Genomic DNA, 15,659 nt, shown 5'->3' on the forward strand with positions numbered 1-15,659 from the left:
AGTTAAAGACTGACTTAAATCTTGCCAAGATATGCCGATACTGTAAAACGCATCGTTTCGGAATAAGGACTGTTTTTAACAACGGGTATCAGGTAAGAGAAATCAGCACCGTAATTCTTCAATATCAAAAGTCCGGCACCGACCGTTGCATATTTAAGATTCGTTTTATTTTTACTTTCGTTATGGTATCCGGCTCGTAAAGCAAAAGCGGATTTATACCAATATTCACCTCCAAAAGAAAGTGCTACTTCTTCCAGTTCTTCCTTCAAGCCGCCTGGCGCATCCGAAAATGATTTGATCAAGCCTTGAAAAGCGGACTGATTATTAACATTCAAGGAATTCGTGGGAATCAATAACTTGCTGGCATCGACGACAAAGTTGAAACGATGTAGGGTACTGGGAGAAATGGAAACTCCGCCACCAAGTTTGAAGGTTGTAGGAATATATCCGCTTCCATAGGCAGGCCCGTAACTTACCTTACCTCCCAGGTTGGAAAGTACAGCACCGAATGTGTAGGTAAGATTTTTTCCATTCGGATCATTTACAATTTGTTTTCGGTAAAAAGCGCTGATATCAGCCGCAACGACATTACTGGTTTTCACCGCTGATACCAAACCAAGGCCAGCCAAATTGGACGAAATATATTTCATTGTCAGACCCATCGAAAAATTTCTACCAAGTTGCCTTGAATAAGTGGCGTTTATAGAAATATCGTATCGGTGTTTGGGATCATTTAAATAGCGTCCGCCATCTTTAAAATAATTTACAGATCCGGCGACTGCCTGGCCCTTACCGATCTTTTTATAAACACTTGCATAACCCAGCCAAAGATCGTCAGTAAGTTTTGGAATCCAGGGTGTGTAAGATATGGAAGCGCCAAAATCTCTTTCGGCAAAAGCCAATTTGGAAGCGTTCCAAAACGTAGCATTTGCATCCGGACTTGAAGCCACTCCTGTTTCTCCCATAGCCGAACTGCGTGCATCAGGGGAAAAAGTGAGAAATGGGATCGGTGTAAAAGGAACCGCCGGACCGGAAGTTTGGGCCAGTAAATTTGCACCTGATAAAGAAAATACCAGGCAGGTACTTAATAAGGAATTTTTCATGCTAATGTGTTTTTTAAGAGGTGATTTACGGAATTGTTTTGTCAATAAAAGAAATAGATTTTCATAATAGAATTGCTTGATTTTATTATGATATTCTTTTATTTTGGAACGTAACCGAAAGTGATTTATTATAGGCATGACATCAAAAAACAGAAGCTTAAAGTAAGCTCATTTTGAAATCTCGCTTATGGAAATAAAAATCCGGTGTGTTATCCATACCGGATGCAGGGCAATATTAGGATTATAATCACTTTTGCGTGATTGATCCTGCCGATGTTAAAACGGAAATGTACGAGCCAATTAAGCTAATGAATGGCGAAATGAAGCAATTGGGCAAAACGATGATAAAGCTGGTTACGAAGGAAGTTTACAATATCGGCGCTAGCTTGCGGATTGGAACGATCAGGCCGCTCTGTCACAAAAATGAAAGAAATTTCCAAAATAAATGGAAAACCGGTGAAGTCATCTTTCAGTAAAGCAACACATCAAATTACTGAATCTTTCCTTCCCAGAGAAGGAGAGTTATTCAGATGAACTAGATTTTGAAGTACTTAATTTTTTGAAAATTAATGTATTACAAAAAAGGATTCCGGTCTTTCTCCGAAATCCTTTTTTGCTTATCTTCTTAGAATTTAAAAGAAATTCCGGCATTCACCGAGTAATCAGCAAATGCAGCATCCCCGCGGATGTAGGTATTGTAAGTAGCAGAATTTTCCTTATCTGTTACACTTTGCGTTCTGTTTCTTGCCAATGCAATCGGCACGCTTACGTAGATGCTGTACTTTTTGGTAGTATAATTGATACTTGGTTCCGCGCTCCACACATAACCCGGACGACGGAAATCTCCGCTTCCTCCAACGATGTCGTGAACAGGAATTCCTTCCAGACGAGCACCCGCCGCAACCGTTAGCCCACGAACTACATTACTTAAAGAATAGCTAAAACCACCTCTGGCCATGTACTGATCCGGTACACTCATGATAGCTTCATTGGCCAAACGAGGTGATAAAGTTTCACGATAGGTCCGCACGCCATTTTGTTCTCTTGGATTTACCAGATAGTAAAAATTCGCGTACACGCCGAAATTGTGCGATACATTGTAATACGTATTTGCCTCAATTGTAAAACCGGTGCCACCATCTCCAAGTTGTATGGATTGATCCACAGTACGAAGTTCTTTGGTGCCGTTCGGGCCAACATTCTGCCAATAATCCAGATAATCATAATCGCCGGTTGGTAATTTAATTCCTAATCCAAGCTGAATATTTCCACGAGTACTTTTCTTTGGATCAAAAAGCCAGTGGTAAGCAGCAATACGCATATCCCCAATTCCAAATGAATGTGTACTATGGCGCTGATTGAATTTATTGACCCCATTGATAAGACCGTGTTCGTAAAGTGAGGAACGAGCATTTGAAATAACCGGCAAATCAATCATAATCGACCAGCGATCATTCAAAATTCGTGTAAGGTTGATATCAAGTGAAGCCGTGTGGTTGATCACTTCGGTATGTTGTTTTAGCCGGTCTTTGTTTTCCTCCGTACCAGAATAATGACGGAAGGATTTGAAATAACGTACACTGGTTGTTAGCACCCATTGCTGATGATCCGTGCTATCAGCATGAGCGAGCATACACACATTTCCTGTACTTCGGATAGCAACACACCCCTGCGCATTTGCCTGGTAAGTTGAAATTGAAAATATAAAAAATAGTACGCCTGATATTAATATAAGTTTTTTCACGGGATTATATGATAATGAATTAATAATGAATAGCCTACATGTGATCCGCGAAATGAGTAATCATTTCGTCAAACCAAAGTTTTCGTTTTTAGAAAGAAATGAATCAGGCCAATTCAGGCGGGGGAGACAGGATACGATGGTACGTTTTCGAAGCGTGATAAGTATACTGATCTTTCACAGATACAGCAGTTTCAGACCATTCAAGTATATAAAATATATGTTTTCTTTCAGAAGCCATATATTCCTTAACAAAGTTTTTTAAGACGGTTGCATGAGAAGTTTTATGGGAATCTGATGGAACTCCTCCGACCTCATTCATAATATTGGAAACCAGTGAACTGAACCGCTCACGTGCATTCTGATCAAATTCGCAATGCACATAAAGTGTGTCATGGATCAGTTGCCTGGTTTTCATCTGGTAGTAATTACCATTATGCTGTAACATGCCTTCTGTTGTTTCAGGTACCTTCCAATCGGTTTGGTACGGTAATGAAACGGCAATTTTGATGACAATGTCCTGGGAGTAAGCATTTGTTTCTATGTAATTATGCTTTTCGGAGCTTACCGTATATCTACTTTCACACAGATAGACTACGGAGTAACCCACTGTGTTGTATAGTAGAAGCCCAAAAAGCAAAATTGATAGAATTCGGATCAAAGAATTGTAATTAAAACATTCGTGCACAAATTTATAAGAATGTTTATAAGGTGCAAGTTCTTTGTTGCCGGGATTATTTAATTTTTTTGTAAACTATACGCTAACAGGATAATAGGGTCAAAATAACTTGCCGCTATTTTTTAGTTCCATGTGTAGGTTCAATGGACTCTTTTTTTCTTGAATCTGCATTAATCATTGGGCTTTGCACCGGCCGTTCATCACCAAGCAGAATACCCCATTGATTGAACATTTCCGTCCGGTCAAAAATAACTTTGAGCACAGCAATAATCGGCATCGAAAGAAACATACCCGGAACGCCCGCAATATTTCCTCCAATAATAACGCCCAGGATTGCAAAAAGCGCATTAATCTTCACTTTTGAACCTACAATTCTCGGCATCAGAATATTGTTGTCAAGAAACTGAACACCGGCAATTACGCCCAGTACGGTAAAAATCGGCCAAAGTTCTGTTGAAGAAGTCATGGTCAGCACCACGCCGATCACATTTCCAATCAGGGCTCCCACGTAAGGAATCAGATTTAAAAATGCGAAAATAACCCCTATTAAAAGCGCATGTTTGATACCAATCAGCATCAGGATTCCGCCCACCAGAACAGTCATGTAAGTAACCTGAATCATCAGACCGATCAGGTAACTTTTGATGATCAGCTCACTTTCATAAATTGCATCTTTAACTTTTGGATGATGATCCTCGCTAAACCATCTGAAAATGAAGCGCAATAACAGATTTTTGTAAAAAAGAATCAGGTAAATATAAATTGGCAAAAGACCGACAAAAACAAAAACGGAGCTGAGTGTTAATGCAAAAGTACTCGCCCTTTTACCGGCAAAACTCAGGAGTTCGTTTGTGTTTTTGTTGAGGAAATCGAGCTGCTCTTTGGTAGAATAATGTGTGATACCGGAAACCCAGTTGCTGAGAGTATTTAAGTGAATGCTTACATTACTTTTGATCTTTGGAAAATCAGCCACCAGTGAGCCTACCTGCGCCGAGAAAAACCAGATTATACCGGCCAGCAAAATAAAAACCAGCAGAATTGGTATTACAATGGAAAGGGCTTCGGGTACTTTGTGTTTTCTTAAGAATCTGAAAATCGGAAGAAGTACCAGGCTTATAAAAAATGCCATAATGATGGGCATCAGAATACTTCTTCCTATATATAAAATTGCAGTCAGAAGCACGAGTCCGAGCAACTCTATTGATCTTCTGACAGTTAATGGCATATTATTCATGTAATAGTAAATCAGTTCGGATAATTATTGTGGATTAGCTGGCAGGTATCGGTTCCAGTAATTCTACTTCAACGTGTAAAGAATCCAGCGTAGCATTGCCATATTGTGTAACCATGGCGACATCAGCAGCGTCACGTCCGTGAGCAATTTCGATTCTGTAACCCTCCGTATGTTCCTGCACTGCGTCAAAAGCATACCATTCTCCACCGATATAAACCTCAAACCAGGCATGAAGATCCATTTCCTGAAGTTTGTCCAGATAGCCAACCGTCATTCGCGCAGGAATGCAAAGATTTCTGCAAAGTGCGATCGCCAAATGTGTAAAATCACGGCAAACACCTATACGATTTCTTACAATATCCAAGGCCGTTGTGGTGGCATCTGTTACGCCATACTGGTATTTAATATTTTGATGAATCCATTTTCTGATCTCTTCAACCTGATCATAACCGGGTACAAAATTGCCTGCAATTTCCATAGCAAGTTTGTTTATTTCAGGCAGATCTGATTGACAATAACGGCTTGGAAGTATAAAATGCATCACCGCATCTGGTAAGTTCCCTACAAGCACATACGCAGGTACCGGATTCGGAATTGGCTTGGTCACATTCACCTGAGCCTGAACTTCGGTTGTGATGGTTACCTGTCCGACTGGCAATATAGCACGCTGACAAGGATTCCCGTATAAATCCGTATACTCAGAAAATTCAACAGAAGGATCAATACTAAAACCTTCTTGTAAAATAGATTGGCCGTCCTGTCTTCTCGGGCGCAGCATTGTGGTGACATTTGTGGGCGAATATACACTGTATGTGATCACGCTCCTTCCTTTCATTTTCATAAAATCTGAATTAAATCTTTGTGGTTAAAATTTGCTTTAAAATTTCATGCCATGAGGATTCTAAAAAATGAAAATCCATGTCAGCAAATATATTTTAATGCTTTATTATTACTTTTAGTCTATGAAAAAAGTATTTCTATTATACTGGATTTTCTGCTTTTCGGCCGCAAATGCTCAGACGGCTGTTGATAATTTTGATCTAAAAATCCTTCAAAAGCTGGAAACCGGACGCTCTGATAGTCAGACGAAATTTATGAGAGGAATTTCTAATGCAAACAATTATGTCAATGCCGGGATACCTGCCGGATTGTTTGTCGCCGGTATTATTGATCATAATAAAAGCATGCGCCAAAATGCTTTTTATGTATTCAGCAGCACTGCCTGCACGGCTATTCTTAATCATTCACTGAAAAAAATCTTCAAACGGCCACGGCCCTTTATTCTTCATATTTCACTCACACCGGTTTACAAGCCTGGCGAATATTCTTTGCCTTCCGGCCACACTTCGGCCTCTTTCAGTACAGCCACATCTTTATCGATGGCTTATCCCAAATGGTATGTGATCGCTCCGTCCATGTTATGGGCCGGGACGGTGGGTTATTCCAGAATGTACCTTGGTGTTCATAATCCGTCGGACGTGGCGGCGGGTGCGGCACTTGGTGTCGGTACTGCACTAGGATTAAGTTTTATGAGGCACTGAAAAGTGTTTTTAGGTTAATTATGGATTAATAAAAAAACCAAAAATGGCCGGAAGCCAATAATATTTGGCAAAAAAATAGGTTCCAGTTAGAAGAAATCCAGTTACAAAAAGCATAACAAAAGCAGCCAGCCAGTTAAATCCTTCGGTCGCTCTGTTTCCACCTGAGCGGATGAAAAGTTCAGCAACCAACAGATTGGGAATGTAAAAGAAAAAGGACATGATGTTATCAAACGGTCCGTTGAATTTTTTCAAATGTCCCAACCCATCTGTTAACAAAATCCAGAAACCATAATCCATCCTGTATAGCCAGGAACCAATTGCCAGCGCATATAACCGCAATGCCCAGGCACTGTGTTTTTCAAACCTTCCGGCGGCGGCATGTCGGTAAGTTTCAATACCGCATAGTAACATTAAAATTCCATAAAGGGCAAATCCTATATCCATAACCGTTCCGCCGATCGTTCCTTTGATCAGGATGAAAATCAATCCTCCAATGGCTGCGAAAAGACAGGAAATGACATAAATTCTGCCAATCCACCTGTGCAAAACGGAATACTTTATTCTTACAGCTTCAATAAGTTGGATACTTCCTAAAAGTAAAATGATACCTCCGCTGGCAAAATGAAGACCAATACCGCTTGTTTGAACTATTTGTCCTTGCTGATATAATCCGGGAAGCACATTATTCCATTGTCCCATATTGCCCTTATACAAAGCCGCCGCATAAAAAGCGAGTATGTATAATCCAAATAATCCGGCACTAACCCAAACGGTTGAGACAAGCAGAAAACCTGTAATACGTACCGCCACGGCATCGCTTTTGTTTATTCTCGTTTTTGGTAGAGGTACTTTAATCATATTATTGACAAACAGATATAAGAAAGGAAGGATTTTGCTGATGACAAATGTAATATTTAAGAATGTTTGAGAAAAATCTGTTTTTGAGGAAAACTTATCTCGATCAGACATATAAAAAAGATAAATACAAAGTCTTTCACCGTTCAGTAAAATTAACAAGTCGGTAATGTTTAAGCTGTTAATTTGCAGCGTATTACAAAGGTGTTAAATCCAAATGTAAAAATAGCCATGAAAACTTTCACCTCGGATTATTCTGAAGATTTTGCCAGTGAATTGATGTCAAATAAAGCTGCCGCCCGTGTTCCCAGAGAAGATGCAGTGACAGATCTTGCCAACAGAGTTGCGCAAATGTCGGATAGCGGTGCGGGTGTTACCAGAATTGACCTGGAAAGATATATGGGCAGAAATGATCTTTTACGGATTAATTATCTGCAAAGAGGAGTGAATGCCGCCAAAGCAGTTTGCCGGATTTATGTTCCGGATCTTTTTGGAGCACAAGGCGAATGGGGAACCGGCTTTTTAATTACCCCAAATTTGATCATAACCAATAATCATGTGATAAAAGATAAAGCTGCGGCCACGCGTGGTTTTGCGGAATTTGAGTTTGAGGTGGATGTTAACGGGAGAATGAAAACGAGTAAAACATTCTCATTTCTTCCCGATGCATGTTTTATGACAAGTGGGGAGGAATTGCTGGATTTTACAATTATTGCCGTGGCAGATCAATCGGAAGATGGAAGTGTAGCTTTGGCCGATTTTGGGTTTTTAAGAATGATTCCGACATTAAATAAAATTGATGAAAAGGAGTTTGTAACCATCATTCAGCATCCCGGCGGCGGTGAGAAATATATTGCGATCCGTGAAAATGAAGTTATCAAAATTGGTGATTCTACTGATCCTCTGAAAGATAAAAGACTGTGGTATTCAAGCGATACGGCCACGGGATCTTCGGGTGCTCCGGTGTTTAACGATCAATGGCAGGTTGTGGCGCTGCATCACAGCAGTGTAACGGAGTCCAGAATTGTAGACGGACAAAAGCAAATTCAGTTGAATGACGGATCATGGGTCGATGAAAATGATCTGGCCAGGTTTTCTGATGGCGCCATTAAATACATTGCCAACGAAGGAATCCGGACAAGCAAAATCATTGAGGAAATCAGTTTGCAGCATATGGCTGCCAGGGAGCACCGTTTTCCTTTGATTCAACAGCTTCTGGATGATGTCAACGGAATTATTACCATCAGCGGTACAAAACCCAAGGAAAGTATTGTCCTGGGAAAAGATCTGGAAAGACATGAAGGTTTACTTGAAAATGCATTTAATACCAAAGCAAAAGGTAATATCCGTGACAAAAAATACTATGACGGCAGAAGTGGTTTTGACGATAATTTTCTTGGATTGCACATTGGGCTGCCAATAATTAAAAATTTGAAAGATATTGCCCCGGTTGATGGCGCTGCGGATCATGTGCTGAGGTATACCCACTATTCCATTGTTTATAATAAGGTACGCAAAATGGCTTTTTATGCGGCCGTGAACATTGACGGAAGCAAGACAAACAGTCTGAACCGGGGAACCGATAAATGGTTTAAAGATCCCAGAATAGATTTGAATATTCAGGTAGGGGACGAATTTTATGGTTCGGAGCCCGGCAGTTTGGGCTCCAAAGGATATTTTGACCGCGGACATCTGGTGCGAAGACTGGATCCGGTCTGGGGTGATGAAGCAACATCCATTCTTGCCAATGATGATACTTTTCACTGGACCAATTGCAGTCCGCAATACTGGCAGTTTAACCAGGGGCAGGACCTTTGGCAGGGACTCGAAAATTACATTTTGTATAATACAGATGAGGAAGATGTACTGGCCAATGTATACAACGGGCCGATTTTTGCTGATGATGACCAAAAACATCGGGGTATCATGATCCCGAAATATTTTTGGAAAGTGGTTGTTGTCAAGGATAAAAATGATCGTATTTTTTCTAGTGCTTACGTGGTTGACCAAAGTAAATGGGCGACAAATATCCCTTTTGAAATTATACCAACAGGCGATTTTAATCATTTTCAAACTACGATTAAAAAACTGGAAAAACAGACCAGACTTGTATTTTCGGACATCATCAGAAACTCGGATGTGAGAAAGGATAAGGCTGATAAGAATCTGCGCAGTTTGTCAGATATTGATCATCCAAGACGGTAATTTGTGGTATATAATTGTTCTGGTATTATCTGAGCGTCAGGAGTTATGCCAGAATAATTTATTCCAAAGAGCTTTTTAATCCATTTATAAATCCAACAGACCTTTCAGCCATTTTTTATGCTAAAAGCTTAGGGCATTTTTGTTATTTTATTCTGTACAAATTAACACCCAATAGCCATGAAAATAGAAAAAAGTTATTTCACCGCAACGGCTTTTTCAGCCTTTATGCTCCTGACCGGATTAACTACCCAGGCCCAGACGTTAGCCAAAAATACCGCCTGGCTCGAAAAGCAGCTTAATAAACTGGTTACCGACGATGACAATCACAAGATGCAAAGTAAAGACAAAAAGGCTGTCCCGAAATTTGATTTCAAAGGTTGTCAGATGAATATGGTGCTGGACAGCAAAGATGAAAATGTGTCGTTTGGCATGAACATGGCCTGGCAGCTGAAAGACGTCAGGAAGGTAAGTTACAAGCAAAATAAAGACGGACAGTATACATTGATCCTTGACGTTCCTGCTGATAAAATTAAAATGAATATGGGCATCGGCGGGTTTTCGGGTTCCTTTAATATGGATGATGAAGACATTAAGGAATCGGGGACGAACAGCTCATTTAGTCTGGATACAAAAGACGAAGCGTTGGTAAAAGAGATAAAACAAAAGTTGGAAGAATCGGTGCAGCTTTGCCGTAAAACCAATAGCTGACACGTCACAAATAGCAAAAGGTGATTGACACAAAGTGGTCAATTATAGATTTTTAAAGGTAGAGATAATTCGAACAAGAGCTCCGGGATCGGGGCTCTTGTTTTTGTATTTAATGCCTTGTATTTTAAATAATTAGATTACCCGATTTCAATATACGGTTACCGCTTTTGACTTTTATTCCGCCGCCTTTAAAGTCAAAGCAACCTTACACGTATTTCTAATTCTCAGGCTAATCCGTTGTCTTAAATTTGATATCAAAAGGAAACCAGCGCTCACAAAAGCACACCGTATAATCTTCATTTTCTCACTCTAAAATTTAAGCTCACGTATGAAAAATTTTACTAAATCAAAAAATAGAAAAGTAGCAAAAATAGCCCGTGAAGCATCCGGAGCTGATATTCTGGTACACCATATGGGTAGTTCCATCGCTGTTACGACCAATACCATTACATTTTTAGAAGGATCTGGTAATTATACTTTTATTTATACCGATTCAGGCAAGAGATATCTTGTTTGTAAAACGATGAAGCTGCTTTCTGAAAATCTAAAACAAAATTTTATCCGCATCCATAAATCGTTTCTTATCAATTCTGATCTTGTGATTGAACGTATAGAGGACGACCGTTTACTGAAAATGGCCTGCGGCAGGGAAGTAACCGTAAGCCGCAGGAAAAATAAACAGATAACAAAAATCCTGAACCATTTCGGTTTGCAGATCAGTGCCTGAATTTTTTAATTACAGTTTTTCAATGCAGTCTTCCGAATCCGGAGGGCTGCATTTTTTTATGCCTCCTGTTTATTTTATATTTGAAACTAGCTGTTTCAGCTGATCCGGACAGGGCAACTTCCGGTTTCTGTCGTCAGTCATAATACGATAAAATTTCGGACGTTCTAGAAGCTAAAAAAGTACAAAATTAACTTGTTTTGATATGAAAATTAAACACCTGACTTTTCTTGCACTGGCACTTGCTGCGGGTCATAATTCCGCTTTTGCCCAAAAAGGGAAGCCACTTTTTCCCGAACAGCCGGGTATGGTATCTTATACTTTTCGTAAAAGTTTATCAAAAGATGCCGCCGCAACGCTGGATACTTTGAAAAGTCTTGGCATTAAAGACATGGAGTTTTCCAGTCTGTTTGGTAAAACGGCAGCTGAACTTCGCACGTTATTAGATGAAAGAGGTATCAAAGCTTCCTCATTCGGGGTCGGTTATGCTGATGCGCTTGACAAAACACAGGAAGTAGGCCAAAATGCAAAAACGTTGGGGGCGAAGTTTGTTCGTGTAGCCTGGGTTCCTCACAAGGGTGCGTTTACATTGGAAATGGCAGAAAAAACAGTAGCAGATTTCAACCAGATCGGCAAGCGTTTGAAAGATGAATTCGGTCTTACTTTCTGTTATCATAACCATGGTTATGAATTTGAAAAATATGAAGACGGGACTTTGATGGATTACATTATTCAGAAAACCGATCCGAAATATGTAAGTTTTGAACTTGATATGCTCTGGGCATTTTTTCCGGGACAGGATCCTGCGGCGCTGATCAAAAAATATCCTGGCCGTTTCAAGCTGGTACACATGAAAGATCTTCGGAAAGGTGTGCAGGGGAATATGTCAGGTGGAACGCCGGTGGAAAACGATGTTGCTTTGGGAACTGGTCAGCTGGATATTCCAACAATTTTAAGAGCTGCCAAAAAATCTTCAATCGAGCATTTTTATATTGAAGATGAAAGTCCGAGTTATGCTACACAGGTTCCACAAACGATAGCCTATTTGAAAAGCCTTACATATTAATATCAGGTTTTAACTACGTTTTAGGACAGATCAAAACCATAAAGTTACCGGTAGAGCAAAAAATCAGCTTTAACGGTAACTTTTATGGTTTACTTTTATATGTCACTATCGAAACAAGTTTTAAAGAAATCTAAACTACCATGGATATCAGCTTTTATGCGCCGCATTGGGGGAATACACTTCCTTTTGATACTTTTTGTGAAAATGTAAAAGCCGCTGGCTACGATGGCGTAGAAATGGATTTACCTTTTGATGAAAAGGAAAAGCAGCAAATCCTGGCTGATCTAGCCGATCATGATCTCAAATTAATTGGCCAGTACTGGCAATCTTTTGAGCGGAATCTGAACGAACATGTAGTGAATTATGAAAAATACCTGCGTAACCTGATCGCAGCTAAACCTGTTTTTATCAACTGCCAGACAGGAAAGGATTATTTTAGTTTCAGTCAGAATAAAACGCTTTTTGACCTGGCTGACCACCTTTCTCAGGAATCAGGAATTGCGATTATTCATGAAACGCACCGTGGGAAATCTTTGTACGCAGCAAATATTACAGAGGATTATCTGACCAGGATTCCGGATCTTCGCATAACACTTGATATCTCGCACTGGTGTAATGTCCACGAGTCTTTACTGGAAGATCAGCAGGAAGCGGTTGATCTGGCTATTACTCATACGGCTCATATTCACAGTCGGGTAGGGCATCCGGAAGGGCCGCAAGTGAACGATCCGCGCGCTCCGGAATGGACAGAAGTATTGGAAACGCATTTGAAATGGTGGGACAAAATTGCTGCCATTCATAATAAAAATAACACAGAGCTTACCATAACCACAGAATTTGGCCCCGCCACGTATATGCCCGTGCTGCCTTATACCCAATTGCCTGTTGGCGATCAGTGGGAAATTAACGTACACATGATGAACCTTTTAAAGAAGCGGTATCACGTATCTTAAATCATGCGTATTGATTGAAATAGTAATGTTTGAATGAAATTAAACGTTGCAATCCGTTAGCTCAATGGGTTTTCCGATTTCGGCAAGGATGAGTTTTTCTTTCAGATTTTCATTTTCTGCTATCGAAAGCAGTTGTTTCAAAGGTTCACCAAGCGGTTCATCGGATAAGTCAAAAGTGCCATAATGCATCGGTATGAAATATTGCGCGTTCAATTCGGTAAAAGCTTTAAGCGCATCTTTGGGCGACTGATGATTTGGGCTCATAAACCATTCCGGAGCGTAGGCACCTATTCCCAAAATAGCATAGTCAAAACCGCCAAAAACGGCTGCCATTTGCTTGTAATGCGTATCATAACCACTATCTCCTCCAAATAAAATACGTTTCCCTTTTGCTTCAATAACAAAACCACCCCAAAGACGAAAATTGGTATCAAAAACTCCACGTTTAGACCAATGCCTGGACGGAACAAAAGTTATTTTAATGGCTTGATTATCTGTGTTATATTGCTGATACCAGCCGGCTTCTTCAATGTTCCCGGATTTTGTAAATTCTTGAACGATTTCCTTCATGTGAAGCCCTGTCAGATATCGGACGTCAGGATTTTGTTTTGATAAAATAGACAGACTTTTTTTATCAAGATGATCCCTGTGGTCATGCGAAAGAAGAATGTAATCCAGATTAACCGGCAGGTTGGGATCAACCGGGAATTCAGACCGTCGTTTCAAAGAAAGTATATCACCAAATACAGGATCGGTTAAAATCGAAATACCGCCGATACGGATGTAAAACGTGCTGTGGCCAAGCCAAACAATGATATCATTGGTTTTTTCGAGCCAGGAATTGTCCCTGAAAATATCCGGATTCCAGATTTCTGCATCTTTCTGCTCCTTAAATGGATTTCGCTGTAATTTCCAGCGTAAAACAGCGGTCAAGTCTGCGGTAAACAGGTGATTCAGATTCCTGAATCTGCCATTTTCATCCACCGGCGTTCCCTGCCAGCCTTCCGGCGCGTTTGGTGTTTTTAAATCGGGATTGTTCAGGTATTTGCTGGCGGGATTGGTCATTTATTTTAAATTAGTGAAAACAAGGGAAAAATCGTTTAAACTGCTCTGGCAATTTATGATTTTCAGCCAATTGATTACGAATTACTAACCGATTTTATAACGCTTTGAATTTCGAATGTTTCTTTAATCAGCGATTCACTGCCTTTCCAAAGATCGTTCCAGAATGTTTTATTGTAGCTGTCATCCGATGATTTTTTCTCTTTTGGGCCTTCATAATATTTCCCGGAAATTTTTTCAAATGAATTACCTGTCAGCATGTTGCTGAAATTTTTCGCCGAAGTTTTGACTGAAAACACGCCGTCAAAAATCCGCATAACGGGCATAATGTTTTTCCAGGCCCATATTTCCAATGCACTTCCGTCTCTGGCCAATTCGGTTCCGGGCATCAGGCCGGGGTCGAAAATGTTGACGGTTATGCCCATATTATTTTGTTTTAATCTCGCCTCCAATTCATAACCAAAGAAAAGGACACATAGCTTGGAAGTTGAATAACGCACATAACCTCTGTTTTTTTCGGGGTAATTCTTAAAACTATTGGCTGCTGAAACATTTTCCCATCCGGTATAGTCAGCGGGCGGGATACCAAACATTGAACTTTGCCATATTGCAGGATTAAAATGAGTGCCGCTGCTTACCAGAACAATCCTGCCCGAAACTTTATTGATTGAGGGCAATAGTAATTTGGTCAGCAGAAAATGGCCCAAATGATTTACGCCAAATGTTTTTTCAAAACCTTCGGCTGTAATCTGGGTGCCTTTTGTAATTTGAATTCCTGCATTACACGCCAATACATCAATATTTTTTGTAACCGCTAAAACCTTTTCTGCAAAGTTTCTAATGGATGTAAATGAAGACAGATCAAGTTCCAATGTTTGAATATGATCATTGCCGGAAATTTTTTTGAGTTCTTCCACCGCAGCTAGTGCTTTTGACTGGTTACGGCAGCCAAGTATAAGTTGGTTATTTTTATCTGTTGCCAGTATTTTAGCAGTTTCCAGGCCTAGTCCTGAATTTCCGCCGGTAATTACGATTGTTTTCATGCTGTCCTTTTTAATTGTAATGGACCAAAGGTCAGGAATTAGTTTGTGGCTTAATTTGCCATTTGGCAAAAAATGAAACTCAGATATTTTTTCTTATCCGGCTTAGTGAAGATTGGGTAATGCCAAGGTACGAAGCCAGCAATGAAAGGGGAATGCGGTTGGCCAGGTGAGGGAGTTTTTCCAGAAAATGCAGGTACCTTGTCGTGGCGTCTTCGGCAAGCATTGGGCTTATCCGGTTTACTTTTTCGAGTAATGCCTTCGAAGTTATTTTGTTTATAATCGCATCCCAGTTAATAATCGTTGCCGATAAATCTGCCATGGCCTCTCTGCTGAAAATGATCAGTTCGCAATCGGATACGGCCTGGATATATTCCGTGGAAGGAATGTTGTAGTTGTAACTATTAAGGTCAACCACGAAATTGTTTTCCTCAATAAAATAACGCGTAATTTCATCACCTTTATTATTGTAATAACAAACCCTTAAAATTCCGTCGCTGATAAAGGCGACCTGTCTGGCGATGTTTCCGGCTTCAGAGAAATATTCTTCCTTTTTTAGCGTAATTGTCCTCGCTTTTTGTCTGACAATATCGATCTGTTGCTGATTAAGTTGTCCGAACGTGAGCAGATAATCAATTAAATTTTCCATAGCGCAAATTGCAAAAACAGTTTGATTTTAAATTTATCAAATGACAAATTCGTACGTCGCAAATAAATATTGAACCGTGTCTCCACCATCAATAACGAT

At 40.1% G+C, this 15,659-nt stretch carries 16 protein-coding genes; 7 read left to right on the forward strand and 9 right to left on the reverse strand.

What is annotated here, in order from left to right:
- Positions 1-14: 14 nt before the first annotated feature.
- Positions 15-1,103, reverse strand: a complete 1,089-nt coding sequence (gene porV, locus FZF08_RS14660) for a type IX secretion system outer membrane channel protein PorV (RefSeq protein WP_159469990.1) — start codon at positions 1,101-1,103, stop codon at positions 15-17.
- A 257-nt stretch (positions 1,104-1,360) separates the two neighbouring features.
- Between porV and FZF08_RS14665 the strand changes: the two genes are divergently transcribed.
- The gene (locus FZF08_RS14665) at positions 1,361-1,579 is read left to right on the forward strand and encodes a hypothetical protein (RefSeq protein WP_159469993.1); all 219 of its coding nucleotides are present in this window, start codon (positions 1,361-1,363) and stop codon (positions 1,577-1,579) included.
- Positions 1,580-1,728: 149 nt separating this feature from the next.
- On the opposite strand, the gene FZF08_RS14670 is transcribed toward FZF08_RS14665, so the two are convergent.
- The 4 genes from FZF08_RS14670 to FZF08_RS14685 all read right to left on the reverse strand — a co-directional run bounded on the left by FZF08_RS14670 (position 1,729) and on the right by FZF08_RS14685 (position 5,598).
- Positions 1,729-2,847: a hypothetical protein gene (locus FZF08_RS14670; protein WP_229216538.1), complete on the reverse strand. Its 1,119-nt coding sequence runs from the start codon at positions 2,845-2,847 to the stop codon at positions 1,729-1,731.
- A 103-nt stretch (positions 2,848-2,950) separates the two neighbouring features.
- Positions 2,951-3,505 carry a hypothetical protein gene (locus FZF08_RS14675; RefSeq protein ID WP_159469995.1) on the reverse strand — a complete coding sequence of 185 codons (555 nt, stop codon included), beginning with the start codon at positions 3,503-3,505 and terminating at the stop codon, positions 2,951-2,953.
- A gap of 133 nt (positions 3,506-3,638) precedes the next feature.
- Positions 3,639-4,757 (reverse strand): AI-2E family transporter, encoded by a 1,119-nt coding sequence (locus FZF08_RS14680; protein ID WP_159469997.1) that lies wholly within the window; start codon positions 4,755-4,757, stop codon positions 3,639-3,641.
- Between the two features lie 34 nt (positions 4,758-4,791).
- Complete coding sequence (locus tag FZF08_RS14685) at positions 4,792-5,598, reverse strand: transglutaminase family protein (RefSeq protein ID WP_159469999.1); 807 nt, start codon at positions 5,596-5,598, stop codon at positions 4,792-4,794.
- A gap of 121 nt (positions 5,599-5,719) precedes the next feature.
- On the opposite strand from FZF08_RS14685, the gene FZF08_RS14690 reads away from it, so the two are divergent.
- Complete coding sequence (locus FZF08_RS14690; protein WP_159470001.1) at positions 5,720-6,298, forward strand: phosphatase PAP2 family protein; 579 nt, start codon at positions 5,720-5,722, stop codon at positions 6,296-6,298.
- 18 nt (positions 6,299-6,316) lie between these two features.
- Here the strand turns inward: FZF08_RS14690 and FZF08_RS14695 are convergent, their stop codons facing one another.
- Positions 6,317-7,267, reverse strand: a complete 951-nt coding sequence (locus FZF08_RS14695) for a DUF2306 domain-containing protein (protein ID WP_229216539.1) — start codon at positions 7,265-7,267, stop codon at positions 6,317-6,319.
- A gap of 117 nt (positions 7,268-7,384) precedes the next feature.
- Here FZF08_RS14695 and FZF08_RS14700 point away from each other — a divergent pair, with 117 nt between their 5' ends.
- The 5 genes from FZF08_RS14700 to FZF08_RS14720 all read left to right on the forward strand — a co-directional run bounded on the left by FZF08_RS14700 (position 7,385) and on the right by FZF08_RS14720 (position 12,809).
- Complete coding sequence (locus FZF08_RS14700; protein WP_159470003.1) at positions 7,385-9,358, forward strand: DNA/RNA non-specific endonuclease; 1,974 nt, start codon at positions 7,385-7,387, stop codon at positions 9,356-9,358.
- A 177-nt stretch (positions 9,359-9,535) separates the two neighbouring features.
- A complete protein-coding gene (locus tag FZF08_RS14705) occupies positions 9,536-10,066 on the forward strand; it encodes a hypothetical protein (RefSeq protein ID WP_159470005.1) in 531 nt (176 codons plus the stop codon).
- Between the two features lie 328 nt (positions 10,067-10,394).
- Positions 10,395-10,793 (forward strand): LytTR family DNA-binding domain-containing protein, encoded by a 399-nt coding sequence (locus FZF08_RS14710; RefSeq protein WP_229216540.1) that lies wholly within the window; start codon positions 10,395-10,397, stop codon positions 10,791-10,793.
- A 202-nt stretch (positions 10,794-10,995) separates the two neighbouring features.
- Positions 10,996-11,856, forward strand: a complete 861-nt coding sequence (locus tag FZF08_RS14715; RefSeq protein WP_159470007.1) for a sugar phosphate isomerase/epimerase — start codon at positions 10,996-10,998, stop codon at positions 11,854-11,856.
- Between the two features lie 140 nt (positions 11,857-11,996).
- A complete protein-coding gene (locus tag FZF08_RS14720; RefSeq protein WP_159470009.1) occupies positions 11,997-12,809 on the forward strand; it encodes a sugar phosphate isomerase/epimerase in 813 nt (270 codons plus the stop codon).
- Positions 12,810-12,848: 39 nt separating this feature from the next.
- On the opposite strand, the gene FZF08_RS14725 is transcribed toward FZF08_RS14720, so the two are convergent.
- From FZF08_RS14725 to FZF08_RS14735, 3 genes are all read right to left on the reverse strand, one after another.
- Positions 12,849-13,874, reverse strand: a complete 1,026-nt coding sequence (locus tag FZF08_RS14725) for an MBL fold metallo-hydrolase (RefSeq protein WP_159470011.1) — start codon at positions 13,872-13,874, stop codon at positions 12,849-12,851.
- Positions 13,875-13,948: 74 nt separating this feature from the next.
- On the reverse strand, positions 13,949-14,914 hold the full coding sequence (locus FZF08_RS14730) for an SDR family NAD(P)-dependent oxidoreductase (protein WP_159470013.1): 966 nt from the start codon (positions 14,912-14,914) through the stop codon (positions 13,949-13,951).
- A gap of 79 nt (positions 14,915-14,993) precedes the next feature.
- Positions 14,994-15,560, reverse strand: a complete 567-nt coding sequence (locus FZF08_RS14735; RefSeq protein WP_159470015.1) for a Crp/Fnr family transcriptional regulator — start codon at positions 15,558-15,560, stop codon at positions 14,994-14,996.
- Positions 15,561-15,659 lie beyond the last annotated feature (99 nt).

The organism is Dyadobacter sp. 3J3 (assembly GCF_009801115.1).
Classification (GTDB): Bacteria; Bacteroidota; Bacteroidia; order Cytophagales; family Spirosomataceae; genus Dyadobacter.